Origin of the sequence: Aeromonas bestiarum (assembly GCF_000819745.1) — a bacterium.
In the GTDB taxonomy this organism is placed as follows: domain Bacteria; phylum Pseudomonadota; class Gammaproteobacteria; order Enterobacterales; family Aeromonadaceae; genus Aeromonas; species Aeromonas bestiarum.
The window spans coordinates 160204-184765 of the sequence record NZ_CDDA01000006.1; the positions used below are offsets into that span (position 1 = coordinate 160204).

A 24562-nucleotide genomic window follows, 5' to 3' on the forward strand; every position below is an offset into this window, starting at 1 on the left:
TGATTAAAAAGGGGAGCTCTCAGGCTCCCTCTTGAAATGGACGCCGGCTCAGCGGGGCTGAGCCGGCGTTGTGGTCGTGACGGTCAGCCGCGCCAGTCCTGCAGCGCCTTGAGACTGACGTTCTGGCCCGCCACCTGCAGGATGATGTAATCCTGGGCTATGGCGATCAGGGTGACGCCGGGGGCGACCTCGCTGCCCTCGCGAAACTCACGTCCGTTCAGCATCACGGCCCGCTTGGCCGGGTTGGACGAGAAGACGTGGGAGCCGTAGGCCAGGGCAGGGATCCGCTGCTTCAGCTCCAGCGGCAGGGCGCTGATCGGCATGGCCTGAGACTCGCTCTGGGCCTGGGGTGCCGTCTCCTCCATCAGCGGCGTGCTGTTGAGTGCATTCATGATGCGCTCGGCCAGCCCCTGGCTGCCGTTGGTGGCAGGGGCACTGTCATTGGGGGTGACTCTGGGGCGCACCACGGGTTCCGGCAGCGGCGGGGGCAGCGGGCGGGTGATCATGGGTCTGGGTTCGACCCGCACGAACGGCGGCGTGACCACCTCTTTCACCTCCACCGTCTTCTCGATGGGGCGGTTGTTGAGCAGGTGCCAGCCATAGTTGGCGCCGGCCCCCATCAGCAGGGCAAGCGGGGCCAGCAGCCACCAGATCCAGCGCCGGTTCTGCTCCTCTTCCTGGGTGACGGGCAGCCCCATCGCCGGAATATGCGGGGTGAACTGGGGCTGTTCGGCCCGGCGCAGTGCCTTGAGCAGGGTAGACATCAGGAAGCCTCCTCCGACAATGTGACCATGGGCTCATCGTTCATGGTATCCGGCGTGGCCGGTGTGCTGGCGCGCTGGGACTCATCTTCCAGCTTCGGCATGGGTTCACCGGCCATCACGTTGAGGCGCAACAGGGTATTGCTGCCGGCGATGCCGTCCGGGTTCAGCCCCTGCTCGCGCTGGAACTGCTGCAACTTGCTCTTGAGCTCGGCGTCGAAGCGACGCACCTTGCGATCCGGCTGTTGCAGGGCACGGCTGAGGGCGTTGTCCAGCCACTGCACCTGGGTCGCCCCGGCATTGTTGCCGATCAGGGCGACGCCGCCCTTGGGCATGCGCCACAGCAGGGTGTAGCTGCCGCCCCAGAAGTCGGACAGCCACTGCCTGTCCACCTGCCAGCTCTGGTTGCCGATGAGCAGGTTGGCCTTGTCCGGCCCGAGATTCACCAGGGTTGCGTAATAGATGCCGCCCGTCTCGTCGGTCAGGCTGATGAGGGCCGGGTGCTGCAGGGCCTGCAGTTCCGCCAGCGAGGCGTCGCCCTCCTGGCAGCGCAAGCCGGCGCGCGGTGCGTTGTCGCAGGTCGCCTCCTCCAGCTCTGTCTGGTAGCCCCACACCTTGTAGAGATTCTGCATGGCGCTATCCGGCTCCAGCGCCTGATTGATGGCGCGGGTCAGTTGCTCCTGCTGCTCCGGGGTGTCGTCCACCTTGACCGGCACCTCCACCTTGATCACGGGGCGCTCGGGGAAGAAGCCGAAGAACTGCCAGCCCCACCAGCCGGTGGCGACCAGCAAGGCCCCTGCCAGGGCGACCATGACGCCGGACTGCCAGGTGCCTTCGTCGCGAATGCCGCTCACCTCGTAGGCCGCCAGGCTGATGTCGCCGTGCACTATCTTGTGGCTGCCACGGGCGAAGGCGGCGATCAGGGCGCGATCGCAGATGAGGTTGATGAGGCGGGGAATGCCGCCGGAGAGGCGGTGCAGGGTCTGGAGCGCCTTGGGGGTAAAGATGGGCTGGACGCAGCCTGCGACCTGCAGCCGGAAGCGCACATAGGCATCCACGTCCTGATGCGAAAGCGGCAGCAGGTGATAACGGGCCGTGATGCGCTGGGCCAGCTGGCGCAGCAGGGGCTGGCGCAGCATCTGTTGCAGCTCGGGCTGACCGATGAGCACCACTTGCAGCAGTTTCTTCTCGTCGGTTTCCAGGTTGGTGAGCAGGCGCAGTTGCTCCAGTACACCGGGCAGCAGATGTTGGGCCTCATCCACCAGCACCACGCTGCGCTTGCCTGCCGCCAGGTTGGCCAGCAGGTGATCGCGAATGAGATCGAACAGCAGCTTGAGACCAGCGTCCTTGTCGTACGGCAGCTGGAACTCGTCGCAGATGGCCGCCAGCAGGTCACGCTCGGTAAGGGATGGATTGAGGATGTAGGCGATCTCGGTCTCGGCCGGCAACTGCTGCAACAGGCAGCGGGAGACGGTGGTTTTACCGGTTCCCACTTCCCCGGTCAGCAACACGAAGCCTCCCCCATCCTGCAACCCGTAGTTGAGGTGGGCGAGGGCCTCCCCGTGACGTTCACTCATATAGAGGTATTTGGGGTTGGGCGAGATGGAGAACGGGGGCTCCGACAGACCGAAGAACTGTGTGTACATAAGGATCCATTCCATTGTTATGGGCGGCAGGTTAAAGCCTCCCCACCGGGATGTCAAAGACCCGGATGCCATAAGGGGGGCTGGCGCGGCTGGCGGCCAAAACCGCTGTTTTTATCGAATGTGGCCTGGTTGTGGTGGGGATAAGTCAGAGTGGCTGTCGGGCCAAACCGGCCGGGCGATCATGGCTGCCTGATCGCGGGGGCGTGGCGGCGCCATCGTGCCCGTCAGGCAAAACCGGTATAATCGAGGCAGGTTTATCAAGGGAGACAGAGATTGCAGACTTATCTGGTTGGGGGCGCGGTGCGGGATCGCCTGCTGGGATTGCCGCAAGGGGATCGGGATCACCTGGTGGTGGGGGCGACCGTGGAGCAGATGCTGGCGTTGGGGTTCACCCAGGTGGGCCGCGACTTCCCCGTGTTTCTCCATCCCAAGACCCAGCAGGAGTACGCATTGGCCCGCACCGAACGCAAGCAGGGCCGCGGTTATACCGGGTTTGTCTGCCACGCCTCCCCTGAGGTGACGCTGGAGCAGGATCTGCTGCGCCGGGATCTCACCGTCAATGCCATCGCCGAGGACGAAGAGGGTCGGCTGCACGATCCCTACGGCGGCATCCAGGACCTGGAGCGACGGGTGCTGCGTCACGTCTCCCCGGCCTTTGCCGAGGATCCGCTGCGCATCCTGCGGGTTGCCCGCTTCGCCGCCCGTTTCCACGCTCAGAGCTTCGTGGTGGCCCCCGAGACGCTGGTGCTGATGCGCGAGATGACCGACGCCGGCGAGCTGGCCCACCTGACCCCGGAGCGGGTCTGGAAGGAGCTGGAGAAGGTGCTGCTGGGAGAGACTCCCCAGATCTTCTTCGAGGTGCTGCGCGAATGTGGCGCCCTCAAGGCGCTGTTCCCGGAGCTGGACGCCCTGTTCGGTGTGCCGGCCCCCGCCAAGTGGCACCCTGAGATAGACACCGGCATCCACACTCTCATGGTGCTGGGGCAGGCGTGTCGCCTCTCCCCCGAGCTGGCGGTGCGCTTCGCCGCCCTGTGCCACGACTTTGGCAAGGGACTGACTCCGCCCGCCTTCTGGCCGAGCCACCACGGTCACGGCCAGAAGGGATTGCCGCTGATCCGCGACTTTTGCGAGCGTTTTCGGGTGCCGAACGACTGCCGCGATCTGGCGCTGCTGGTGAGCGATCTGCACACTCATATCCACATCGCCTTCGAACTCAAGCCCGCGACCCTGCTCAAGGTGTTCGACAAGGCGGATGCCTGGCGCAGACCCGAGCGTTTCGCCCAGCTGCTGGACGCCTGCCGCGCCGATTTCCACGGCCGAACCGGCGGCTTTGAGGAGCGGGTCTATGCCGAGCCCGATTATGTGGCCCAGGCGCTCGGCGCAGCCCAGGCTGTGCCCGTGAAGGAGATAGTTGCAGCCGGTTTCAAGGGCGAAGCCATTCGCGAGCAGCTCGCCAAGCGCCGGCTCGATGCCATCAGCCGGGTGCGGGACGAGTGGACCTTTATCGAGGAGTAGGCGCGGCTTCTGCCAGCTGTCCGCCATGAAAAAGCCCGGGTCACTGACCCGGGCTTTTTGCTGAGGCGTGCTTCAATAGGCGCGGGCTGGGGCTGTCGGCCGAGGATGTCGCTGCCCGGGCAAGGTCCGTTCAGGGTTCGCCCGGGCCGAAACGGCCGTGGACGGGGTCGTAGAAATAGGCCTGGTAGTCGAAATCTATGTCCTTGATGAAGGGGTTCTCCAGCCGGAACAGGCGGCGGGTGTTGAGGTGGGCGAAGGTGAGTGAGGGCTTGAAGGTCTTGAGCCAGTGCGCCTGCAGCGAGCCGTCTCGCCAGGCGGCCTTGAGCCCGGCCTGTACCCGCTGGATCGCCTGCCGATTGGCATTGTGGGTGAAGAAGACGCGGGGCAGGGGGTAGTAGAGGGCTATGTTCTCATCCATGACCAGCCCCTTTATCTCCTTGTGGTTCAGCTTCTCCTGAGGCAACTCGTTGATCCCGCGGCAGAAGAGATCGAAGCGGCCACGCGCCACCATCTTGAACAACTGCTCGTAACCCTCTATCTCCTGCACCCTGAACCCGGCTTGCTGCAGGATCTTCACATCGAGCCAGCCCTTGCCCTGGCCCAGGTCGAACTTTTTCAGCTGCTCCAGGCTGGTGACCCTGGCGACGGCCTCCTTCTGCTGGGGGCTGACGAAGCAGATGCGGTAGCTGACGATACCGAGATAGATGGGAAAGCGCACATAGTCGACCCCCGTCATGTCACGGTCCGAGTGGTAGCTGTCCATGGCAAACAGGTTGGGATAGTGATCGAAGCGCAGGCTGATCCACATCCTGGCCAATGTCATGGGCGGGGCGGCTTGCAGGCGATAGTCGCCATGGCTGGCGCGGGTCTTCTCCAGCACCAGCCGCAGCAGCTCACGGTCATAGGTGACCCTGGGATCCTGTTCGCTCTCCGGGCTCATGTAGGTGAACACAGTCGGGGCCGCGGCCGGCACGGGCAGGGCGAGAAACAGGGCAAGCAGCGGGATCCAGCGCATTGTGACCTCCTGTCGGAGAAAGAGACTCCCATGAGTGTAGTGGTTGCGCCCTTGCTAGTGGGTCGGGCTCGCCTCGCCCTGCTGCTCATTGCTCGCGGCTTCGCCGGGCCCGAAGCTGTGGCTGAGGGGGTCGTAGAGATAGGGGCGATAGTCAAAATCCATCTGCCGGAGCAAAGGGTTATCCAGCCTGAACAGCAGGCGCTGGTCCAGTCTGGCAAAATCCAGCGCCGGTTTGAAGGTCTTGAGCCAGAGCGCCTGCAGCGATCCGTCCTGCCAGGCCAGTTGCAGGCCGGCGCGGATGCGGCGCAGGGCGTGCTGGTTATCCTTGTGGCTGTAGAAGAGCAGGCTGCATATCAGCAACCCGAGGGGGATCACTCTGTGGTTCATCATACCGCTCACTGCCATCACATTGAGTTCAGTGTAGCGGCTGGCGGGGGAGGCTTGCCGTCCCAGGCAGGGGGAAATTGACCTCGCCTGGCAGCAGGCCGGATTACCAGAACATCTGGCCGAGCAAGGGGGCGAGCAGCACAGTCACCATGCCGGCGATCATCATCACCATGCTGGAAACGACGCCCTCCTCGTTCCCCATCTGGTACGCCTTGGCGGTGCCGGCGCCATGGGCAGAGGCGCCGAAACCGGCCCCCTTGCCGAGGCGGCTGCGGATGGCGAGCAGGGTGAGCACGCTCTCCCCCACCGCCATGCCGATCACCCCGGTCAGCACCACAAACAGGGCGGTGAGATCTGTCTGGCCGCCGATGGCACGGGTCGCCTCCACCGCGAACGGTGTGGTGATGGAGCGCATCGCCAGGCTGCGCTGCAACATGTCGGAGAGGTGCAGCCAGCGCGCCAGCAGCACTGTGCTGCCCACCGCCATGATGACGGAGGCGACGACCCCGATCGAGAGGGAGAGCCAGTGACGGTGGATCAGCTGGCGGTTCTCATAGACAGGCACGGCGAAGGCGACGGTGGCCGGGCCCAGCAGCCAGAGCAGCCAGTGGGACTGGGCCATGTAGTCCTGATAGGGGATGTGAAACAGCAGCACCACGGCCACCAGCAGGGTGGGTGCCAGCAGCAGCGGCATCAGAGGCAGTATGCGCTTGCGGCCATAGAGCCACTTGCTGGCGTAGTAGAACAGCAGGGTCAGGGCGAAGCAGAGCAGGCCAAGCAGGGTATCAGACATGACTGCGACTCCGGCGGGCCAGCTTCAGCTCGAGGCGATAGACTCTGTCCACCACCAGTGCCGTGGTACCCAGCACCAGGGTGGTGCTGATCAGCAAGACCAGCATGATGCGCCACCCCTCCTGCAACAGCAGATCCTGATAGTTGACCACGGCCACCACGGCCGGCACGAAGAACAGCAGCATTTCGGCCAGCAGCCAGCGGGCGCCGGCGCTGAACCACTGGGTCTTGACCACGCCGAGCAGGATCAGGACCAGCAGCGCCAGCATGCCGGTGAGGTTGGCGGGCAGCGGCAGATGGAAGGTGCGTACCGCCGCATCGGCCAGCAGCCAGATGGCGGCCAGCAGGGCGATTTGGAAGGGCGTCTGGAACCAGCGAATGCAGAGGGCTTTCATGATGGGTATCTTTCTGTGAACTGGCTCACAGTATAGATACAAGCAAAACCTGCAAAAAATGAATTTAAATTATCAAATTCATGCCAAAGAGGCATGATTAAGGCTTGCCGCCCGTGAGAGAGCACCATGGATATCCGAGCCCTGCGTTACTTTGTCGAACTGGTGCGGGAGCAGAGCTTCACCCGCGCCTCCGAGAAGCTGTTCGTCACCCAGCCCACCATCAGCAAGATGATCCGCAACATGGAGGAGGAGCTGGGTCAGCCGCTGCTCAACCGGGAGGGGCGCCGCTTCACCCTGACCGACAGCGGCCAGGTGCTGTTCAACCGGGCCCAGACCATATTGGCCGAGATGCAGCAGCTGGAGGCGGAACTCGCCGATCTGCAGAGCCTGCAATTTGGCCGGTTGGCCCTCGGCATACCGCCCATGGTGGGCCATGTCTATGCGGATCTCATCCGCACCTACCGCAGCCGCTATCCCAGGGTGGAGCTCTCCATCGTCGAGTACGGTGGCCGGCGCATCGAACAGGCGGTATTGGAAGGAGAGCTGGATCTCGCCATCACCATGTTGCCGACCAAAGAGGGGGGCGCCCTGAGCGCGCTGGAGCTGGATCAGTATCCCATCCAGGTGGTGTTGCCTGACTTGCCACGCTGGCGCGCGCGTCGCGAGATCCGGCTGGAGGATCTGCGCGATGAGCCCTTCCTGCTCTACACCCAGGCCTTCACCCTGAGCGAGCGGCTGGAGCAGGCGTGCCAGCAGGCGGGCTTCGTGCCCCAGGTGGCGGCCCGCAGCAGCCAGTGGGACTTTCTCACCGCCATGGTGCGCAGCGGCATGGGTGTCGCCTTTCTGCCCGAGCCCATCTGCCGCCGGCTGACCCCGGACGGGCTGGTGTTGCGGCCGCTCCTGCCCGAGCTCAGCTGGCGACTCGGGGTGATCTGGCCGAGCGAACGCTATCTCTCCCGCACCGCAGAGGCCTGGCTGGCGCTCTGCCGCGAACAGGGCTGAGCCTCATCAGGGCTCGCCGAAGCGATCTGTCATGGGGTTGTAGAAGTAGGGGCGGTAGTCGAAGTTGATGCCCTCGAGGAAGGGGTTCTCCAGTCGCAGCATGCGCCGCTGCTTGAGCCCGGCAAAGGCGATGGCGGGGCCGAAGCTGTGGCGCCACAAGGCCTGCAGCGAACCGTCCTGCCAGGCCTGCCGCAGCCCTGTCTCCACCCGTTTCAGGGCCTCGCCGTTTGCCACATTGGTATAGAAGACCCTGGGCAGCGGGTAGTAGAGCAGCAGGTAGGGATCCATCTTCAGACCCCCTATGTCCTTGTGGGTCAGCAGCTCGCTGCGCAGTTCGCTCGCCCCGCGGCACAAGAGATCGAACCGGCCGCGCGCCACCATCTTGAACAGCATCTCGTAGCCATCCACCTCCACCACCTTGAGACCGGCGTGGCGCAGTATCTCCACATCCAGCCAGCCCTTGCCCTGGCCGAACGTGAAATGGCGCAATCCTGCCAGATCATGCACCTCTGCCAGGGCCGCCTGCCGTTGGGGGCTGACGAAGCAGATGCGATAGCTGACGATGCCGAGATGAATGGGGAAGCGGACATACGCCAGCCCTTTGCCATCGCGCGTGCTGCTGTAGCTGTCCATGGCAAACAGGTTGGTGAAACTGTTGAGCTGCAGGCTGAGCCGCACCCTGGCCTTGGTCATGGCCGGGGCGGGCACCAGCTGATAGTCGCCGAAGGTGTCACGGGTCTTGTCGAGGGCGAGACGTAGCAGCTCCCTGTCATAGGTCATGCGCGGATCCCGCTCGCTCTCCGGACTGATGTAGGTGAAGCGGGTGGCAGCCTGGGCCCCCATCGACAGGAGACACAGCAGCGTCATGACCAGCAGAGTCGCCCGTCTGCTGATCTTCATGGGGGTGACAAGGGGGAGAGGCAGGTTGCCTGCACGCACTGGCTGCGCCGTCTGGTCGTTGGCGGGCCGCAGCTGGCGTCCACGCCAGGAAAACAGGGCGTGCATCACGGGCTGCCCGCCGGTGGGGTGAGTGACGCTCCGGCTCGGCGCCACGCCTGGCCATGCCGGCGGCCTGTGCGCCCCATCAGGGGTCAATGCCAAAGTCATCGCGCGCCGGGTCATAAAGATAGGGCCGATAGTCGAATCCCTCCTTGGGCAGCAAGGGGTTGGTCAGCCTGAAAATCTGGCGCGGCCCCAGATTGGCGAACACCAGGGAGGCTTGGAAATGGTGGCGCCAGAGCCGTTTCAGCGAACCATCCTGCCAGGCCAGTTGCAGGCCGCGCTCGATGCGTTGCCGCTCCTTGCTGTATTGGGCGTGGCTGTAGATCACATGGATCAGCGGATAGAAGAGCGCGACATGGCGATCGACCACCAGCCCGGGCAGTCCGGCTTGATGGGTTTTCCACTCGGGGAGTATCTCGTTGGCACCGCGGCAGAAGAGGGCTACGCGGCCACGGGCCACCATGCGAAACAGCGACTCGTACTTTTCCACCTCCTGCACCTGAAAGCCGTTGTGGCGCAAGATATCGGCATCCTGCCAGCCGCTGCCCGTGCCCTGATTGAAACCTTGCAACTGGGCCAGTGTGCCGACCCTGGCCAGCTCATCCGCCCGGGAAGCGCCGACGAAGCAGACCCGATAACCGAGAATGCCGAGATCGACGGGGAAGGGGATGGCAGTGACGCGATCGCCGGGGGACTGCAGGGGCCAGCTGTCGATGATGAAGAGAGCGTTGGCCCCGGGTTCCTGCACCTCGATCCGCATTCGTGCCTTGTTCATCGGCAGCGAGTCGAGCAGCTCATAGTCGCCATAGTCGGGGCGGGTCTTCTCCAGCGCCAGTTGCATCACCTCCCGGTAGTAGCGCATCCGCGCATCCTGCCCGTTTTCGGGGCTGAGCAGGGTAAAGCGGGTGGCCGCCATCGGGGGGGAGGAGAGGGAAAGGCAGAGGATCAGCAACAGGAGTCTATACATCTCGGCTAGGCTCTACGACTTTGGTCCATCCATTATAGTCCGGCGCCCGGGGCTGCGCCCTGCCCCCGGCCCCCGGGCTGGCTTGCCTCGCTACCAGAATGAGCCCGTCAGGACGACGCCATCAGGCTGCCCAGCTGGCGACAGAGCCGGCGCAGGGTCTGGTTGTCGAGGGCGCCAAAGCCGAGCAGCCAGCCCTCCAGACCCGGCTCGCCTAGATGGAACTGGCCGAGCGGGCGCAGGCCAATACCCATGTCATTGGCGCGCTTGGTCCAGCGCGCCTCGCCGCCGGCGGGCAGCAGCATGGCGCACTGCAAACCGGCGCCGCTGTGAACCGGGGTGAGGGCGGGGCAGTGGCTGGCGAGTTCGCTCAGCAGCAGGTCGCGCCGGCTCTGGTAGATGAGCCGGCTCTGGCGCAGGTGGGTGGCGAAGTGACCGGCGCGAATGAAATCTGCGGTGACCGCCTGCTGCAACTGGTTGCTGTGGCCATCGAAGGCTGCCCTGGCCCGGCAGAAGGCATCCATCAGCGGCCTCGGCAGCACCAGATAGGCGAGTCGAAGCGAACCGAACAGCACCTTGCTGAAGGTACCCACATAGATGACCCGCCCCTGGCCATCCAGCCCCTGCAGGGCGGGGAGCGGCCGCTGATCGTACTGATACTCACCGTCGTAATCGTCCTCCAGGATCCAGGCGCCGTGACGCTCGGCCTCGCTCAGCAGCGCCATCCGGCGAGGCAGGCTCATGGGCACGCCCAGGGGATACTGGTGGGCCGGCGTGGTGTAGATGAGGCGCGGCGCCGGATGTTGCCCCAGTGGATTGAGCCCTTCCCCATCCACGGGCACGGGGTGGACCCTGGCACCGGCGCTCTCCATGGCGGTGCGGGCCCCAGGATAGCCGGGATCTTCCACCCAGACGGTGTCGCCGGCATCGATGAGCAGCTGGGTCGCCAGCAGTATCCCCTGCTGGGAGCTGGTGAGGATCAGGATCTGGTCCGGCTCGCACACCACGCCGCGGGACTGCACCAGATAGCTGCTGATGGCGCTGCGCAGCTCGGGCAACCCCTGTGGGTCGCCGTAGTTCATCCAGCGCTCCCCCTGCTGGCGCCACTGTTGCTGCATCAGCCGGCCCCAGAGCCCGTGGGGGAAGAGGCGGGGATCCGGTTGGCTGGAGGCAAAGGAGGCGCCGACGTGCGGCGTGTCGTGACAGGCGCCCCCCGCCGCCATCTCCTGGCCACGGCGGGATAATCCGGCCGCCGACTGGGGCGGACGTGGCGCCGGGCACACGGCCGCCAGCGCCACGAAGCTGCCGGCCCCCACCTTGCGCACCAGATAGCCCTCCGCCTCCAGCCTGCCATAGGCCAGCTCTACCGTGCTGCGGGAGATGCCGAGATCGCCGGCCAGCATGCGGCTGGCGGGCAGCCGGCTGTGCTGGGGCAGATGGCCGGCCAGAATGGCGCCTCGCAACATGCGCACCAGTTGCTCGTGCAGCGGCAGCTCGCTGGGTTGCTGAGTGGCGAACAGGGTTGGCAGGGCGGGCATGGTTATTTCCAGGCAGACAATTGGTCTGTCCATATTGGCAAAATTGGTCGGCGTGGCAAGGCCATTATGTCGCTACATTGAGGCTCAAGGTTCGGGTTCAACAGATATTGGCAATGAAAGGAGTCTGCATGTCGGAATACGGCGCCATCATCAGCTGGCAGTGCGGGGCCGGCGAGCCCTTCGTCGATCAGCGCTACAGTCGGGCCCACTGGTGGGAGTTTGATGGCGGCGTCAGGGTGCCCGCCTCCTCCTCCCCGCACGTGGTGCCCTTGCCTTGGTCGGTGGCCGAGCACGTCGATCCGGAGGAGGCCTTCGTCGCGGCCCTCTCCAGTTGCCACATGCTCACCTTCCTCTGGCTGGTGGCCAGGGCCGGTTATCGGGTGGAGAGCTACCGGGACGAGGCGGTGGGCATCATGGAGGCGGACGACAGGGGTCGCCAGTCCATCACCCGGGTCACATTGCAGCCGCTGGTGCAGTTTGCCGGCGAGCGGCAACCCACCCTGGCCGAGCTGGAGCAACTGCACCATCAGGCCCATGAGGAGTGCTTCATCGCCAACTCGGTCAGGACCACAGTGATCACCAAGATAGTGCAGTGGTCACGGGAGGCTTAGCAATGAGCCATGTATTGGGTACCGGCTTGGTCAGTCCGGTCAACACAGTCGTCACCACCCGGACTCGGGTCTGGTCACAAGGAGGTTTATCATGAGTCAGGTATTGAGCAGCGGGCTGGCCAGTGCGGCAGAGGCCAGCGCTTTCTTCGAGGCCCAGCTGGCCTATCGCACCGACCCGGCCGATCTGGCTGCGGATCTGCTGGCGGGCGAGGCGCGCATCGTCGTCATCGACACCCGCTCCGCCGGCCACTATGCCGAGGGACACATTCCTGGTGCCATCAGCTTCCCCCACGCCACCATGAACCCGGCGACCACGGCCGCATTGGCACGGGACAAGGTCTATGTCTGCTATTGCGATGGCATCGGCTGCAACGGCTCGACCCGCGGCGCCTACAAGCTGGCGGCGCTGGGGTTTCAGGTCAAGGAGCTGATTGGCGGCCTGCACTGGTGGCGCCAGGACGGCTTTGCCGTCGCCACCGGCAACGAAGCGGGCGTGCTGCAAACGGGAGGGATCGCCTGTGGCTGCTGATATCCATCTGAACGAGTTCGGCCAGCCGGTCGGTGCGCCGCTGCCCGATTGGCGGGGTGCCGAGTTTCCGCCCCGCCGCCCTCTCAGCGGCTGGGGCTGCCGGCTGGAACCGCTGGATCCCGAGCGTCACGGCCCCGGCCTGTGGCAGGCCTTCAGCGCCGACAGTGGGGCCATGTGGACCTATCTGACCACGGGCCCCTACGCAGAGGAAGCGGATATGCTGGCCTGGCTGCGAGAGTGCGCCGCCAAGACAGATCCCCAGTTCTATACCATCTTCGATGAGCGTGGTGAACAGCCGCTGGGGCTGGCCAGCTACCTGCGCATCGATCCCCAGGCGGGCAGCATAGAGGTGGGCTGGCTGCACTTCTCGCCGGCTCTGCAGCGCTCGCGGCTGGCGACGGCGGCCATGGCGCTGATGATGGCCAACGCCTTTGCCCTCGGCTACCGGCGTTACGAATGGAAGTGCAATGCCTTTAACCGACCCTCCTGGCAGGCGGCGCTGCGGCTCGGTTTCAGCTACGAGGGAACCTTTCGCCAGAGCCGGGTGGACAAGGGGCGGGCGCGGGATACCGCCTGGTTCTCGGTGATCGACGGCGAGTGGCCGGCGTTGCAGGCCTGCTTTGCACGCTGGCTGGCGGAGGAGAACTTCGATGAGGCCGGCAGGCAGCGGTTGCGGCTATCCGAGCTGACCGCCGCTTGTCGAGCCAATAACGACTGACCCGGCAACATAACAGAGGCCCCGTCAGCGGGGCCTCTGTCGTTTCAGGCGTTACTCATGGTGCTCGCCGATGGGGGCGGCGATCCACTTCAGCAGGGTCAGCATGTCCTGTGGCGCCACCCCGACCGATAGGCCGCGCTTGCCGCCGCTCACCAGTATCTCGTCAAACGCCATGGCGGAGTCGTCGAGCACAGTGGGCAGCAGCTTCTTCTGGGCCAGCGGGCTGATGCCGCCGACCTTGTAGCCGGTCAGCTTCTCGGCCTCGGCCGGTTTCATCATCTCCACCTTCTTCAAGCCAGTGGCCTTGGCCAGCTGCTTGAGGCTGCACATGCCCGACGAGGGCACTATGGCGACCACCGCCTGCTTGTCGTGATGGGCGACCAGGGTCTTGAACACCTGGGCCTCCGGCAGGCCGAGCTGGGTCGCGGCATGTTTGCCGAAATCGTCGTGAGCTTCGCACTCGTAGGGGTAGAGTTTGTGGGGGATCTTGAGCTTTTTCAGGAGGTTGATGGCAGGAGTCATGATGGTTGCCTTGAATCGAATCGCATAAAAACAAGGCCAAACAGTCTGCGCCTGCCAGGCAGGGGATGCAAGCCGGTTGCAGCGGCAGGAGGTGGCACGTCCGACATTGTGAATAGAGACAGTGGCAGGGCCGTGTTGACCGCCGCCGAACCCTTGCTTCCCATGCGCCAGATATGAAAAAGCCCGGGTCAGTGACCCGGGCTGTTTGCGGCTGCGCGTATCAGGAGAAACAGGCTTGCAGCACGTAGAAGATGGCGATGGCCAGGATGGCACCTGCGGGCAGGGTGATGATCCAGGAGACCACTATGTTGCGCAGCACGCCCAGGTTCAGGGCGGCTATGCCACGGGCCAGACCTACACCCATAACAGCACCCACCAGGGTCTGGGTGGTGGAGATGGGCAGACCCGTGCCGGAGGCGATCACCACGGTCGCGGCGGTGGCCAGCTGGGCGGCGAAGCCACGGCTCGGGGTCAGATGGGTGATGCCGGTACCGACGGTGGCCATCACCTTCTCGCCCATGGTGGCGAGGCCGATGACTATGCCGATGCCGCCGAGCGGCAGGATCCACCAGGCGATGGTGGACTGGCCGGCGATCTGGCCGGCGCTGTCGACGATGGAGACCACGGCGGAGAGCGGGCCTATGGCGTTGGCCACGTCGTTGGAGCCGTGAGCAAAGGCCATGGCACAGGCGGTGATCACCATCAGGATGCCGAATACCTTCTCCACGTTGGCGAAGTGCATCTTGCTGTCATCCTGCGGGTTGTATTGCTGGCCGCGAATATAGAGCCAGCCTGCAAATGCCACCGCGATGGAGATGACGATGGAGAGCAGGATCCCTTCGCCATCGCTCAGGTGCAGACCGACGTGGGTCAGCCCCTTCTTGATGGTCACCAGGCAGATCACCAGGGCGGTCAGGAACATGTAGAAAGGCACGTAGCGCTTGGCGTTGGCCAGGGGATCATCTGTGTTGAAGATGAGCTTCTGCACGCTGATGAACATGAAGTAGGCGATGATGCCCGAGATGGCCGGGGTGATGATCCAGGAGCCGACTATGCCGCCGAACTTGCTCCACTGCACAGCTTCCGGGCCTATGCTCACCACGGCGAAGCCGACGATGGCACCTATGATGGAGTGGGTGGTGGAAACGGGCCAGCCGAAGTAGGAGGCCAGGATCAACCAGGCACCGGCCGCCAGCAGAGAGGCGATCATGCCGAGCACCAGCAGATCCGGGGTGTCGGCAAAGGCGTTGGTATCTATGATGCCGTTGCGTATGGTGGCTGTCACTTCGCCGCCGGCCAGATAGGCACCGGCAAATTCGAAGATCATGGCGATGATGATCGCCTGACGTATGGTCAGGGATTTGGTGCCGACCGATGTGCCCATGGCGTTGGCCACGTCATTCGCGCCTATCCCCCAGGCCATCAAAAAGCCGAACAAGGCCGCCACGAGCACCAGTGTAGTGCCGTAATTCGCGATAATGTCCATTAATAGTGTTTACCCAGTCAGTCGATTACGAACGAGCCAGCATCAGTTCCAGACGGGCGCCAACGCGCTCGGCCTGATCTGCCAGGTCACCTACCCATTCGAGGATCTTGTAGAGGAACATAACGTCGATCGGATTGTATTTCTGCTCAACGGCTTGCAGCTGTTGGCGCAGTCCGATCTGCATGGTGTCAGTATCGTCCTCGATAAGATCCAGCTGGTGGATCATCTCGGCAACCATTTCAACTTCACGTCCTTTGAAGCCGGTTTCGAGCAGCTCATCGAGTTCTCCGATGGCTTTTTCGGCTTGGGCGGTCGCATCGATACAACGTTTGAGATAGGCCATGAAATCGGCACGCATCTCGGCAGGGAATTCCATTCGACGACCAAGCATGCGGCCGGAGATATCCTTGGCACGGTTGGCAATCTTGTCTTGCTGGGTCAGCAGCTCCAGCAGGTCGGTACGGGCGACCGGCAGGAACAGGCCGCGAGGCAGTTTCAGACGAATTTCACGCTTGAGGATGTCCGCCTCTTTTTCCAGCTGGGCTATCTGCTGCCGGATCTTCTCGGCATCTTCCCAACGGTCTTCGGCAACGGCGTCAAAGAAGGGAATGAGCTGCTCGCAGCACACGTGAACCTTGACGATATGCTTCTGCAGCGGCTTGATGGGGGACTTGGCAAAAAGCCCCAAAATAGTATTTACTGGCATGGCCAAACCTGTGTCGGTGAAAAAACACTCGATACGATTTTATGAGGGGCGCATGGTAACCGAACTGCGCCATCAATAAAACCGTGAATTAATCCTGATGTATCGCAGGCATTATATCCTCGCGCTCCACATCATGCCCCCCAAAGTTGCCTGCCAGCCCGGAATGACTATGCAAACTGAGATCGAGATAAAGTTTTTTGTCTCACAAGATATTCAACAGCCACTATCCAAGCTTCTGAATTCACTTGAAATTATATCAAGCTCCCAGGTCGAGCTCGGCAATGTCTATTTTGATACGCCGACTCTGGATTTACGTCGGCTGGAAATGGGATTGCGGGTTCGTCGCAGCGATGATTTTGCCGAGCAGACGATTAAATGTCGGGGCCAGGTGGTGGGGGGATTGCATGCCAGGCCCGAATATAATGCCCCCGTACATGGCGATGTGCCCCTGCTTGCGGCTTTCCCAGCCGAGCTTTGGCCGAGTCTGGTGGTGCGCGACGACATCCAGGCCGGGCTGGTTGCCCAGTTCAGGACCGACTTCCTGCGCCGTCACTGGCTGGTCGCCTTCGAGGGGGCCGAGATCGAGCTGGCCTGGGATCAGGGCGAGATCGTCGGTTCGCTGGGCAAGACCTGTATCGATGAGCTGGAGCTGGAACTCAAGTCCGGCGACGCCCGCGCCCTGTTCGGGTTGGCGGAGCAGCTGGCCGGGCTCGGCGGGGTCAGGCTGGGGGCGCAATCCAAGGCGCAGCGCGGCTATCTGCTGGCGGGGCTCGGCAAGCCGCTGGCGCTGCAATCCTTGCCGGCGATCAATGGGACCGACGCCGCCATGGGCATCACCGCGGGCCTGCAACATTGGCAACATCACGAGCAGTACTGGCTGGAGCAGGTGGACCCCGAACAGCGACGCCTGGCGTTGCAAGAGATCCGGCAAGGGGTTGCGCTCATCGTCGATGCTGTCGCTCCGCGGGCGCCAGTGTGGCTGGCGGCGCTGACCGATTTGTCGACTCATCTGGCCTTGTTGGCCCAGGCTTCGGCCGACGCCGGGTGGCAAGCGACCCTGTCGATGCTGTTCCATCGCGCCGACTATGTGCGGCTGCAACTGGCCATCGCCGCCTGGCTGCACGCGGGGACATGACATCCGTGCCTTGCAGGGCGCGGCGGCGATAAACAACTGTGATAACGAAAAAGGTGAGCCTGGGCTCACCTTTTTCATGTGGGATGCCTAGCCAGGCGGGGCTGTGCTCAGACCTGGGTGTAGACCTGCCCCGTGCTGCGAACCATGTCCTCACCCTGGCAGAGCTGCGCCAGCCCGCTGGTGTCACAGGGCTGGCCGTTATGCTCGATACAGAATTCGAACCGGGTCTGGGACTTGACGGGAAGATGGCCCGGATTGGCAGCGGTTGCCTGCCATTGCCACTGCTGCAGCGTCTCCATGGCGGCTTCGCTGAATGTGTCATCACTGCGGGCCAGCACGCGGATTTGCTCGGCCCGGCCCGCTTCATTGATCACGTACTCGAGCGAGGTACACCCCATCTTCTCGGCCAGTATGGCTTCCTTGGGGTAGCGGGATTCGTTCCTGCTGAGAGGGCTCCACTGGGCATTCACATCCGTGATCTTGCTCAGGGGGAGAGAGGTGAGGTGCACGCTCTGGGTCTGGTGACTGCAACCTGCCAATACGCACAGGGCACCCAGTAAAAGAGTGGCTTTCATGTTCGCTTCCCTTCGTTTGTTTTATTGTTCCTGGCGGAGCCTGGCCCGCCGCTCGGCACTGCCATTAATAAAATATTCAGCCACGAATGAAAACCCTTTCCGGGCTGCAGGCCATAAAAAACCGCCTCGCGGCGGTTTTTTCATCCCTTTCTGACTCAGTAGTAGCCAGCGTCATCCGGATTGGGCCGGGTCTTGAAGCGACGGTGCAGCCACATGTACTGCTCGGGGGCCTTGCGAACCGCCGCCTCTATCTCCCTGTTGGCGCGGGTGGCGTCGGCCACGTCATCGCCACTGGGGTAGTCGGCGAGCGGCGCTCCTATATGCAAGACGTAGCCCTCCTGGGTGCGGATGTTGTAGCAGGGCAGGGTGACGGTATTTTTCACCCGCGCCAGGGTGGCTGTGCCCGTGATGGTGGCGGCCTGTTCGACCGCGAAGTAGGGCACGAACACGCTGGCGTGGGCACCGTAGTCGTGATCCGGCGCGTACCAGAGGGCGTCACCGTTGCGCAGCGCCTTGATCATCCCCTTCACGTCCATGCGGTCCACCAGATACTTGTTGGAGGCGCAGCGACCGTGGTACTGGGCATATTCCAGCACCGGATTGGTGTTGGGGCGGTAGACGCCGACCCCGGGGCGCACCAGGCCGAAGCAGCGGGCGTTCAGCTCCAGCGTCAGGAAGTGGCAGGAGAGCAGCAGCATGCCCTGCCTCTTCTCCATGGCGGCGATGACGTGCTCTTCCCCTTCCACCTTCATCAGGTTGCGCATCCGCCAATCCGGCCAGAACCAGGCCATGCCCACCTCGAAGATGGCGCAGCCGACGCTTTCGAAGTTGGCCTTGAGCAGCTTCTCCCGCTCATCCTTGGTCAGCTCGGGCATCGCCAGTTCCAGGTTGCGGCGGGCAATCTTGACGCGGGATTTCAGCAGCTTGCGGGCGAGACGACCCAGTTGGCGGCCCAGCCACATCTGGCTGCGCCAGGGCAGCAGCACCAGCAGCCAGAGCAAACTGAGGCCGAACCAGCTGGCCCAGTAGCGGGGATGAAACAGGCGGGATTCGAGGCGGGGAGCATTGTTGTGGGCCATGAAAAGTCTCTTGTTCGCAATCGCCATGCACCGGGGCAAGCCCGGTCGAATAAGGGGAGGCGATAAAGGCACGTGGGTATCCTGAGCGGATAGTTTTACTCGCAATCGGGGGATTCTAGCCGAAAAGCGGGGTCGGGGGCGAATGGCTATGTGCTGGTCAGAGGGGCTGCTTGCCTCTGATCCGCGTGGCGCGGACTGTAACTATGAGTTTCCTTAAATGGAAACCACAGGTTTGCTTTTTCTACACCGTAGAAAAGAGTGTGATAAAATCCGGGACTGAATTTTTCAGGTTTTGAGAGTCGATACAGATGAAGATCACCCTGCCCGAGTTTGAAAAAGCCCGCGTTCTGGTCGTTGGCGATGTCATGTTGGACCGCTATTGGCATGGCCCCACCGGCCGGATCTCGCCCGAGGCCCCGGTGCCCGTGGTCAAGGTTGAGCACATTGAGGAGCGCCCGGGTGGCGCCGCCAACGTGGCCCTCAACTCTGCCGCCCTGGGCGCCCACGCCGTGCTGCTGGGCCTGACCGGTCAGGATGAGGCCGCCGATGCGCTGGCTAGCCAGATGGCTGGCGTCAAGGTTGCCTGTGATTTCGTTCGTCTGGCCGACTATCCGACCATCACCAAGCTGCGGGTGCTGTCGCGCAACCAGCAGCTGCTGCGTCTGGACTTCGAGGAAGCGTTCCACGATGTCGATTCCACTCTGCTGATGAACAAGGTGGAGCAGGCGCTGCCGAACAGCGACGTGATGATCCTCTCCGACTACGGCAAGGGTGCCCTCAACGACGTACCCGGCATGATCCAGCGTGCCCGCGCCGCCGGCATTCCCGTACTGGTCGACCCCAAGGGGACCGAGTTCGAGAAGTATCGCGGCGCCACCCTGCTGACCCCCAACATGTCCGAGTTCGAGGCCGTGGTGGGCAAGGTGAAGGGTGAAGAGGATCTGGTCGCCAAGGGACTCGAGCTGGTCAAGCGTTTCGAGCTGGAAGCCCTGCTGGTCACCCGTTCCGAAAACGGCATGACCCTGATCCGCGAAGGTCAGCCAGAGCTGCACCTGCCGGCCCAGGCCCACGAGGTTTACGACGTGACAGGTGCCGGTGATACCGTCATCTCCACCCTGGCCACCTCGCTGGCCGCCGGCATGAGCCTGGACGAGGCCTGTGCCCTGGCCAACACGGCGGCCGGTATCGTGGTCGGCAAGCTGGGTACCTCCACCGTCAGCCCGGTCGAGCTTGCCAATGCCCTCTACACCGAGCAGGAGACCGGCTTTGGCGTCATGTCCGAGGCTCAGCTCAAGGTTGCCGTGCAGGCTGCCCGCCTGCGTGGCGAGAAGGTGGTGATGACCAACGGCTGCTTCGACATACTGCACGCCGGCCACGTCTCCTACCTCGCCAATGCCGGCAAGCTGGGGGATCGCCTGATAGTGGCGGTCAATACCGATGACTCCGTCCGTCGCCTGAAGGGGCCGGGTCGCCCGGTCAACTCGACCGACCGTCGCATGGCCGTGCTGGCCGCGCTGGGCGCCGTGGACTGGGTGGTGCCCTTCGCCGAAGATACGCCCCAGCGGCTGATCGCCGAAGTGCTGCCCGACCTGCTGGTCAAGGGCGGTGACTACAAGCCGAAGGATATCGCCGGTTACGACGAGGTGACCGCCAACGGTGGCGAGGTGCGCGTGCTCAACTTCGAGGATGGTTGCTCCACCAGCGACATCATCAAGACCATCCGCGAACGCGGATGAGTCAAAACCCGGCTCAGGCCGGGTTTTTTTATGTCTGGCGCGTCAGAGTGCGGAAGTGGCACCTAGCGGTACCAGTCTGCGGCAAAGCAACCGGCCGCTGCGGGCAACAGCAAGCGCAGATAACAAAAGGCGACCCTGAGGTCGCCTTTTTCATGACATGAGCTGCGGGGCTCAGGACTTCTTGGTGACCTGGGCTGCAGGCATCAGCCCCTGGTTCACCTCTTCCAGATCCTTCTGCTCAAGTGTGCCGGCGGCCTGCTTGAGGGAGAGAATGCTGAGGATGTAGTTGTAGCGGGCTTCGGAGAGCTTCTGCTTGGCCTGGTACAGCTTGCGGGTGGAGTCCAGCACGTCGACTATGGTGCGGGTGCCGACCTCATAACCGGCCTCGGTCGCCTTGAGGGCGCTGTCGGCGGAGATGACGGACTGGCTGTAGGCGCGCACCGAGCCGATGCTGGCGTTCACGTTGTTGTAGGAGGAGCGAACCGTGCTCTGCACCGAGCGGAAGCTGCGCTCCAGCTGCTCGCTGGCGGCCACGTAGTTGAACTGTGACTGCTTGACCTGGGAGGTAGTCGCCCCACCCGTGTAGAGCGGCAGCTTGAAGTTCAGGCCTATGTTGCCCTGATTGCTGTTGCTCTCGGGGTTGCGGATCTCGTCCTTGTAGTCGTTGTAGCTGGTGGAGAGACCGGCGCCCAGATCCACGGTCGGCTCATGACCCGTCTTGGCCAGATCGATCTGTTCCTTGGCGATGTCCTTGCCGATGCGGGCGCTGTGCAGTTGCAGGTTCTTGTCCAGCGCCAGCTCCAGCCACTTGTCGGAGTTGAACGGTGTCTTCTGCGGGGTGAAGCGCTCTGTGTTGAGCACGTCCAGCTGACGGTGGTCTATGCCGGTCAGTTCACGCAGGCTCTCGTAGCTGTTGTCCAGGGTGTTTTCGGCATTGATCTCGTCCGCCAGCGCCTGGTCGCGCTCGGCCTCGGCCTCATGCACGTCCGTGATGGCGGTCAGGCCCACTTCGAAGCGCTGCTGGGTCTGTTCCAGCTGGCGTTCCACTGCGGCCTTGTTGGCGCGGACGAACTCCAGGGTGTCCATCGCCTTGAGCACGTCGAAATAGGCCTGGGAGGTACGCAGCATCAGGTTCTGGACTTCGAGGTTGTAGGCCACATCGGACTGGGTGGCGCTCTTCTCGGTCAGATCCAGGTTGACCCAGTTGCTGCGGCGGTAGATGGACTGATCCAGCGAGAGGGAGCCGGTGGCGTTGCTGTTGGTCTGGGTATCACCCTTGTTCTGCAGGTAGTTCAGACCGGCACCCAGATTGATTTGGGGCAGCAGGGCTGCGCGGGATTCGTTGATCTTCTCGAAAGCCTGATCACGCTTGGCCTTGGATTCAAGCAGTTGGGTGTCCTTGATCTGAGCCTGTTGGTAAATATCGAGCAGGTTTTCGGCATGGGCGCCGGCGCTGACGCCCAGCAACACCATGGCTGACAAGAGTGTTCTTTTCATAGATCGTTTTAACCTTATGTATTAACCCAAAGCTGTCGCTGGATGAAGGAGGGGTATTGTCACTGAGCAAGCTTGATTTCAGCTTAATCACTCTACTATAAGCAAAATTTTATGATAACTGTCTCTTTTCCAGCGACAGGAACGTCAAGCACGAGGGGGAGTTTTCTCCCCCTCGTGCCTAGCCAAATGCCCTGTGGCTGCTAAAATCCATCCCTCATCTCCGTCGGGAACGAGTGAATGAATGTTCATTCATGTTCTCGGATTTTATGGTCAAACCGAGCCAAGTCAAGCTGGCGGGAGTCTCGTATGTCGCAGCAAGCCTTGCCCCAAACCCGTCACTATTCTGCCGATGATGTAAAAATCATCGATAAATCATCGGGATATAACGGCTTCTTCAAAGTGAACGTCTATCGCCTGCAGCACAGGTTATTTGCGGGGGGCTGGAACGAACCCATAGTGCGCGAGCTGTTCGAGCGCGGCCATGCCGGCGCCCTGCTGCCCTATGATCCTGTGCGCGACCAGATAGTGCTGGTGGAGCAGTTTCGCATCGGCGCCATCGAGACCAGCCCTACGCCCTGGTTGCTGGAGCTGGTGGCCGGCATCATAGATGAAGGGGAGACCGCCGAAGCCGTGGTGCGCCGGGAGGCGGTGGAAGAGGCGGGCATCGAGGTGGGTCGCTGCGAGCATGCCATCAGCTATCTGGTGAGTCCGGGTGGCAGCACGGAGCGGATCGAGGTCTATGTGGGCGAGGTGGATGCCAGCAAGGCCGAGGGGATCCACGGTCTGGCGGAGGAGGGCGAGGATATTCGGGTGCACGTGGTGAGCCGCGAGCAGGCCTATGCCTGGCTCAAGGAGGGGCGTATCGACAACGCGGCCTCCGTCATAGCGCTGCAGTGGCTGGCCCTCAATCACGGCGAGCTGAGGGCTCGCTGGCTGGCGGGGCGCTGAGGTGGTGCGCGTCCAGCAGCAGGGCAAGCGCTATGTGCCTGACTTGATGTCCTTGCAGCGTACTTGCGAGGTGAATTACTCACGGGTGTTGATTGATGGAGCTGCGCTATGCCGTTAGTCCAGAGCCCGATGAAACGCTATGTGCCTGATTTGATGTCCTTGCAGCGAACCTGCGAGGTGAATTATATGGCCTTGATGAAACTGTTGCCGCCGGGCGGCACAGTCGGGGCCGAACGCCGTTATCAGGTGGGTAACGGCCTGCAGTTCCAGCTCACCGTCAGCGAGGAGAGCCGCTTCACCAGCCAGGTGATCCTGGCCCAGCACAACCCGGAATTGCCGAGCTACTTGCAGGCTCGCATCGAGATTCGTTTGTATCATGATGTGCGGATGGCGGAAGTGTGTGCGGCGCAACAGATTTCGAGGTTGCAACCACGTTATGATTATCCCAATAAAAAAATGCACCAGCGGGATGAAAAGGAGCAGGTAAATCTGTTTCTGGCCGATTGGCTAAAATTTTGTCTCAGACATGGTACCAGCCTGATAAACATCCTCTAGTTGAACTTATAAAAAGAAGCGTGATTTTGGAAACAGAGCTACCCCAGGCGCAGGACGGCAGTGTGCGCCTGTTACAAATTACCGACACCCACCTCTTCGCGAGTGCCGAGGGGCGGCTATTGGCCGTGCGCACCGCGGAGAGCCTGGCTGCCGTGCTGGAGCGGGTGCAGGCCAACGATCATCCGTTTGATCTGATCCTGGCGACCGGCGATCTGTCGCAGGATCACAGTCCGGAATCCTACCAGCGCTTTGCCAGCATGATGGCCCCGCTGGCACGCCCCATCTACTGGCTGCCCGGCAACCATGACGACGCTCCCCTGATGACCGAATACCTGCATACGGCCGGCATCAGCGAGGCCAAGCAGCTGGTGGGCGAGCACTGGCAGGTGATACTGCTGGATACCCAGGTACGCGGCAAACCTCACGGCGTGCTCGGCGATCACCAGCTGGCGGCGCTGGACAGCGCACTGCGCCAGCACCCCGAGCGCCATGCCCTCATCGCCCTGCACCATCAGGCGGTGCCTGTGGGTTGCGCCTGGCTGGATCAGCACAATCTCAAAAACGCCGACGACCTGTTCGCCGTGCTGGCCCGTCATCCCCAGCAGAAAACCATCTTGTTTGGTCATGTCCATCAGGAGTTTGACGAGGTGCACCGCGGGGTGCGGCTGATTGCCAGTCCCTCCACCTGCATCCAGTTCAAGCCGCTCAGCGATGGTTTCGCGCTGGACGAGTCAGGTCCGGGCTGGCGCTATCTCACCCTGCATCCGGATGGCCGGGTCGCGAGCCAGGTGTGGCGTCTGCCGGTGGGGCAGTTTGTGCCCGACCCCGATGCCACCGGTTATTGAGGAGGCCGTTTCCATGACCTCCGTTTTGCTTTATCTGCATGGTTTCAATTCATCACCCGGCTCGGCCAAGGCGCAGCAGATGGCTGCCTGGGTAGCGGCGCACAGGCCCGACATAGAGGTGATCATCCCGGCCCAGCCCAATACGCCGGCGGCGGCCTGGGCGGCCATAGCGCAGACCATTGAAGAGGCCAGCGCCCGTCACGGTGACCGCCTCAAGCTTGGCGCCGTGGGCAGCTCACTCGGCGGTTTTATGGCAACGAGAGTCAGTGAGTTGTATGGCTGTCGCGCGGCCCTGATCAACCCGGCGGTGCGCCCTCACGAGCTGCTCTGCGACTATCTGGGCCCCCAGACCAATCCCTATACCGATGAGCGCTACGAGCTGCTGCCGGCCCACATGGACGAGCTGCGGGCGCTGGCGGTGCCGGTAACCGCCCCCGAACGGCTCTGGATCCTGCAACAGCAGGAGGATGAGGTGCTCGACTATCGCAAGGCGCTGACCGAATACCGCTTTGCCCGTCTCTCGCTGGAGTGCGGTGGCAATCACGCCTTCACCGGGTTCGAGCGCTACCCCGCCCAGATCATTCGCTTCCTCGGGCTCTAGCC

General features: G+C 62.9%; 25 protein-coding genes and 1 pseudogene. 11 read left to right on the forward strand and 15 right to left on the reverse strand.

All coding sequences use genetic code 11. The features are described from left to right. Window positions 1–83 precede the first annotated feature (83 nt). Both exeB and BN1118_RS02485 read right to left on the reverse strand, forming a co-directional pair. A complete protein-coding gene (exeB, locus tag BN1118_RS02480) occupies window positions 84–764 on the reverse strand; it encodes a GspB family T2SS assembly factor variant ExeB (RefSeq protein WP_043554416.1) in 681 nt (226 codons plus the stop codon). After that, on the reverse strand, window positions 764–2407 hold the full coding sequence (locus tag BN1118_RS02485) for an ExeA family protein (RefSeq protein WP_043554417.1): 1644 nt from the start codon (window positions 2405–2407) through the stop codon (window positions 764–766). Before BN1118_RS02485 ends, exeB begins: the two co-directional genes overlap by 1 nt. 273 nt (window positions 2408–2680) lie before the next feature. Here BN1118_RS02485 and BN1118_RS02490 point away from each other — a divergent pair, with 273 nt between their 5' ends. After that, the gene (locus BN1118_RS02490; RefSeq protein ID WP_043554419.1) at window positions 2681–3922 is read left to right on the forward strand and encodes a multifunctional CCA addition/repair protein; all 1242 of its coding nucleotides are present in this window, start codon (window positions 2681–2683) and stop codon (window positions 3920–3922) included. A gap of 130 nt (window positions 3923–4052) precedes the next feature. Here BN1118_RS02490 and BN1118_RS02495 read toward each other — a convergent pair whose 3' ends face one another. From BN1118_RS02495 to BN1118_RS02510, 4 genes and pseudogenes are all read right to left on the reverse strand, one after another. Continuing rightward, a complete protein-coding gene (locus BN1118_RS02495; protein WP_043554421.1) occupies window positions 4053–4937 on the reverse strand; it encodes a hypothetical protein in 885 nt (294 codons plus the stop codon). 54 nt (window positions 4938–4991) lie between these two features. Beyond that, window positions 4992–5279: pseudogene (locus BN1118_RS02500) on the reverse strand (hypothetical protein); the annotation flags it as partial. Between the two features lie 148 nt (window positions 5280–5427). Continuing rightward, window positions 5428–6117, reverse strand: coding sequence for an LrgB family protein (locus BN1118_RS02505; protein WP_043137161.1), 690 nt, complete (start codon window positions 6115–6117; stop codon window positions 5428–5430). Beyond that, the gene (locus tag BN1118_RS02510; protein ID WP_043554424.1) at window positions 6110–6511 is read right to left on the reverse strand and encodes a CidA/LrgA family protein; all 402 of its coding nucleotides are present in this window, start codon (window positions 6509–6511) and stop codon (window positions 6110–6112) included. Before BN1118_RS02510 ends, BN1118_RS02505 begins: the two co-directional genes overlap by 8 nt. Before the next feature lie 126 nt (window positions 6512–6637). Between BN1118_RS02510 and BN1118_RS02515 the strand changes: the two genes are divergently transcribed. Continuing rightward, window positions 6638–7513 (forward strand): LysR family transcriptional regulator, encoded by an 876-nt coding sequence (locus tag BN1118_RS02515; RefSeq protein ID WP_043554425.1) that lies wholly within the window; start codon window positions 6638–6640, stop codon window positions 7511–7513. Between the two features lie 6 nt (window positions 7514–7519). Here the strand turns inward: BN1118_RS02515 and BN1118_RS02520 are convergent, their stop codons facing one another. The 3 genes from BN1118_RS02520 to pdxR all read right to left on the reverse strand — a co-directional run bounded on the left by BN1118_RS02520 (window position 7520) and on the right by pdxR (window position 11017). After that, on the reverse strand, window positions 7520–8380 hold the full coding sequence (locus BN1118_RS02520) for a hypothetical protein (protein WP_043554551.1): 861 nt from the start codon (window positions 8378–8380) through the stop codon (window positions 7520–7522). Window positions 8381–8597: 217 nt separating this feature from the next. Beyond that, the gene (locus BN1118_RS02525) at window positions 8598–9482 is read right to left on the reverse strand and encodes a hypothetical protein (protein ID WP_043554426.1); all 885 of its coding nucleotides are present in this window, start codon (window positions 9480–9482) and stop codon (window positions 8598–8600) included. Window positions 9483–9589: 107 nt separating this feature from the next. Further along, a complete protein-coding gene (gene pdxR, locus BN1118_RS02530; RefSeq protein ID WP_043554428.1) occupies window positions 9590–11017 on the reverse strand; it encodes a MocR-like pyridoxine biosynthesis transcription factor PdxR in 1428 nt (475 codons plus the stop codon). A 128-nt stretch (window positions 11018–11145) separates the two neighbouring features. Between pdxR and BN1118_RS02535 the strand changes: the two genes are divergently transcribed. From BN1118_RS02535 to BN1118_RS02545, 3 genes are all read left to right on the forward strand, one after another. Beyond that, entirely contained in the window at window positions 11146–11628 is a 483-nt protein-coding gene (locus tag BN1118_RS02535) for an OsmC family protein (RefSeq protein WP_043554429.1), read from the forward strand. Between the two features lie 91 nt (window positions 11629–11719). Continuing rightward, window positions 11720–12157 (forward strand): rhodanese-like domain-containing protein, encoded by a 438-nt coding sequence (locus BN1118_RS02540; protein WP_043554430.1) that lies wholly within the window; start codon window positions 11720–11722, stop codon window positions 12155–12157. Further along, window positions 12147–12875: a GNAT family N-acetyltransferase gene (locus BN1118_RS02545; RefSeq protein ID WP_043554431.1), complete on the forward strand. Its 729-nt coding sequence runs from the start codon at window positions 12147–12149 to the stop codon at window positions 12873–12875. Before BN1118_RS02540 ends, BN1118_RS02545 begins: the two co-directional genes overlap by 11 nt. Before the next feature lie 51 nt (window positions 12876–12926). Here the strand turns inward: BN1118_RS02545 and ybaK are convergent, their stop codons facing one another. The 3 genes from ybaK to BN1118_RS02560 all read right to left on the reverse strand — a co-directional run bounded on the left by ybaK (window position 12927) and on the right by BN1118_RS02560 (window position 15589). After that, on the reverse strand, window positions 12927–13397 hold the full coding sequence (ybaK, locus tag BN1118_RS02550; protein WP_042868183.1) for a Cys-tRNA(Pro) deacylase: 471 nt from the start codon (window positions 13395–13397) through the stop codon (window positions 12927–12929). 220 nt (window positions 13398–13617) lie between these two features. Further along, window positions 13618–14883 carry an inorganic phosphate transporter gene (locus tag BN1118_RS02555; RefSeq protein ID WP_042868184.1) on the reverse strand — a complete coding sequence of 422 codons (1266 nt, stop codon included), beginning with the start codon at window positions 14881–14883 and terminating at the stop codon, window positions 13618–13620. 25 nt (window positions 14884–14908) lie between these two features. Then, entirely contained in the window at window positions 14909–15589 is a 681-nt protein-coding gene (locus BN1118_RS02560; protein ID WP_042653142.1) for a TIGR00153 family protein, read from the reverse strand. Between the two features lie 169 nt (window positions 15590–15758). Here BN1118_RS02560 and BN1118_RS02565 point away from each other — a divergent pair, with 169 nt between their 5' ends. Further along, the gene (locus BN1118_RS02565; protein WP_043554434.1) at window positions 15759–16724 is read left to right on the forward strand and encodes a CYTH domain-containing protein; all 966 of its coding nucleotides are present in this window, start codon (window positions 15759–15761) and stop codon (window positions 16722–16724) included. Window positions 16725–16831: 107 nt separating this feature from the next. Here BN1118_RS02565 and BN1118_RS02570 read toward each other — a convergent pair whose 3' ends face one another. After that, a complete protein-coding gene (locus BN1118_RS02570; protein ID WP_043554436.1) occupies window positions 16832–17299 on the reverse strand; it encodes an energy transducer TonB in 468 nt (155 codons plus the stop codon). A 155-nt stretch (window positions 17300–17454) separates the two neighbouring features. Continuing rightward, window positions 17455–18378, reverse strand: coding sequence for an LpxL/LpxP family Kdo(2)-lipid IV(A) lauroyl/palmitoleoyl acyltransferase (gene lpxL, locus BN1118_RS02575; RefSeq protein WP_043554438.1), 924 nt, complete (start codon window positions 18376–18378; stop codon window positions 17455–17457). A 308-nt stretch (window positions 18379–18686) separates the two neighbouring features. Between lpxL and hldE the strand changes: the two genes are divergently transcribed. Then, a complete protein-coding gene (hldE, locus tag BN1118_RS02580) occupies window positions 18687–20114 on the forward strand; it encodes a bifunctional D-glycero-beta-D-manno-heptose-7-phosphate kinase/D-glycero-beta-D-manno-heptose 1-phosphate adenylyltransferase HldE (RefSeq protein WP_043554439.1) in 1428 nt (475 codons plus the stop codon). Between the two features lie 171 nt (window positions 20115–20285). On the opposite strand, the gene tolC is transcribed toward hldE, so the two are convergent. Continuing rightward, the gene (gene tolC, locus BN1118_RS02585; protein ID WP_042868198.1) at window positions 20286–21611 is read right to left on the reverse strand and encodes an outer membrane channel protein TolC; all 1326 of its coding nucleotides are present in this window, start codon (window positions 21609–21611) and stop codon (window positions 20286–20288) included. Window positions 21612–21917: 306 nt separating this feature from the next. Here tolC and nudF point away from each other — a divergent pair, with 306 nt between their 5' ends. The 4 genes from nudF to BN1118_RS02605 all read left to right on the forward strand — a co-directional run bounded on the left by nudF (window position 21918) and on the right by BN1118_RS02605 (window position 24560). Then, complete coding sequence (nudF, locus tag BN1118_RS02590) at window positions 21918–22559, forward strand: ADP-ribose diphosphatase (protein ID WP_043554440.1); 642 nt, start codon at window positions 21918–21920, stop codon at window positions 22557–22559. A gap of 108 nt (window positions 22560–22667) precedes the next feature. After that, window positions 22668–23114 carry a DUF1249 domain-containing protein gene (locus BN1118_RS02595; RefSeq protein WP_043554441.1) on the forward strand — a complete coding sequence of 149 codons (447 nt, stop codon included), beginning with the start codon at window positions 22668–22670 and terminating at the stop codon, window positions 23112–23114. Window positions 23115–23140: 26 nt separating this feature from the next. Then, entirely contained in the window at window positions 23141–23959 is an 819-nt protein-coding gene (cpdA, locus tag BN1118_RS02600; protein ID WP_043554442.1) for a 3',5'-cyclic-AMP phosphodiesterase, read from the forward strand. Window positions 23960–23972: 13 nt separating this feature from the next. Beyond that, on the forward strand, window positions 23973–24560 hold the full coding sequence (locus BN1118_RS02605) for a YqiA/YcfP family alpha/beta fold hydrolase (protein ID WP_043554444.1): 588 nt from the start codon (window positions 23973–23975) through the stop codon (window positions 24558–24560). The last annotated feature ends 2 nt before the right edge of the window (window positions 24561–24562 follow it).

Excerpts from the sequence above, each read along its gene's own strand:
- BN1118_RS02540 (WP_043554430.1), top strand. The coding sequence starts at position 11,720 with ATGAGTCAGGTATTGAGCAGCGGGCTGGCCAGTGCGGCAGAGGCCAGC.
- pdxR (WP_043554428.1), bottom strand. The coding sequence starts at position 11,017 with ATGCCCGCCCTGCCAACCCTGTTCGCCACTCAGCAACCCAGCGAGCTG.
- BN1118_RS02595 (WP_043554441.1), top strand. The coding sequence starts at position 22,668 with ATGCCGTTAGTCCAGAGCCCGATGAAACGCTATGTGCCTGATTTGATG.
- BN1118_RS02535 (WP_043554429.1), top strand. The coding sequence starts at position 11,146 with ATGTCGGAATACGGCGCCATCATCAGCTGGCAGTGCGGGGCCGGCGAG.
- BN1118_RS02555 (WP_042868184.1), bottom strand. The coding sequence starts at position 14,883 with ATGGACATTATCGCGAATTACGGCACTACACTGGTGCTCGTGGCGGCC.
- lpxL (WP_043554438.1), bottom strand. The coding sequence starts at position 18,378 with ATGGCCCACAACAATGCTCCCCGCCTCGAATCCCGCCTGTTTCATCCC.
- BN1118_RS02515 (WP_043554425.1), top strand. The coding sequence starts at position 6,638 with ATGGATATCCGAGCCCTGCGTTACTTTGTCGAACTGGTGCGGGAGCAG.
- BN1118_RS02570 (WP_043554436.1), bottom strand. The coding sequence starts at position 17,299 with ATGAAAGCCACTCTTTTACTGGGTGCCCTGTGCGTATTGGCAGGTTGC.
- ybaK (WP_042868183.1), bottom strand. The coding sequence starts at position 13,397 with ATGACTCCTGCCATCAACCTCCTGAAAAAGCTCAAGATCCCCCACAAA.
- nudF (WP_043554440.1), top strand. The coding sequence starts at position 21,918 with ATGTCGCAGCAAGCCTTGCCCCAAACCCGTCACTATTCTGCCGATGAT.
- exeB (WP_043554416.1), bottom strand. The coding sequence starts at position 764 with ATGTCTACCCTGCTCAAGGCACTGCGCCGGGCCGAACAGCCCCAGTTC.
- hldE (WP_043554439.1), top strand. The coding sequence starts at position 18,687 with ATGAAGATCACCCTGCCCGAGTTTGAAAAAGCCCGCGTTCTGGTCGTT.
- tolC (WP_042868198.1), bottom strand. The coding sequence starts at position 21,611 with ATGAAAAGAACACTCTTGTCAGCCATGGTGTTGCTGGGCGTCAGCGCC.
- BN1118_RS02485 (WP_043554417.1), bottom strand. The coding sequence starts at position 2,407 with ATGTACACACAGTTCTTCGGTCTGTCGGAGCCCCCGTTCTCCATCTCG.
- BN1118_RS02510 (WP_043554424.1), bottom strand. The coding sequence starts at position 6,511 with ATGAAAGCCCTCTGCATTCGCTGGTTCCAGACGCCCTTCCAAATCGCC.
- BN1118_RS02520 (WP_043554551.1), bottom strand. The coding sequence starts at position 8,380 with ATGACGCTGCTGTGTCTCCTGTCGATGGGGGCCCAGGCTGCCACCCGC.
- BN1118_RS02525 (WP_043554426.1), bottom strand. The coding sequence starts at position 9,482 with ATGTATAGACTCCTGTTGCTGATCCTCTGCCTTTCCCTCTCCTCCCCC.
- BN1118_RS02605 (WP_043554444.1), top strand. The coding sequence starts at position 23,973 with ATGACCTCCGTTTTGCTTTATCTGCATGGTTTCAATTCATCACCCGGC.
- BN1118_RS02565 (WP_043554434.1), top strand. The coding sequence starts at position 15,759 with ATGCAAACTGAGATCGAGATAAAGTTTTTTGTCTCACAAGATATTCAA.
- BN1118_RS02505 (WP_043137161.1), bottom strand. The coding sequence starts at position 6,117 with ATGTCTGATACCCTGCTTGGCCTGCTCTGCTTCGCCCTGACCCTGCTG.
- BN1118_RS02560 (WP_042653142.1), bottom strand. The coding sequence starts at position 15,589 with ATGCCAGTAAATACTATTTTGGGGCTTTTTGCCAAGTCCCCCATCAAG.
- BN1118_RS02495 (WP_043554421.1), bottom strand. The coding sequence starts at position 4,937 with ATGCGCTGGATCCCGCTGCTTGCCCTGTTTCTCGCCCTGCCCGTGCCG.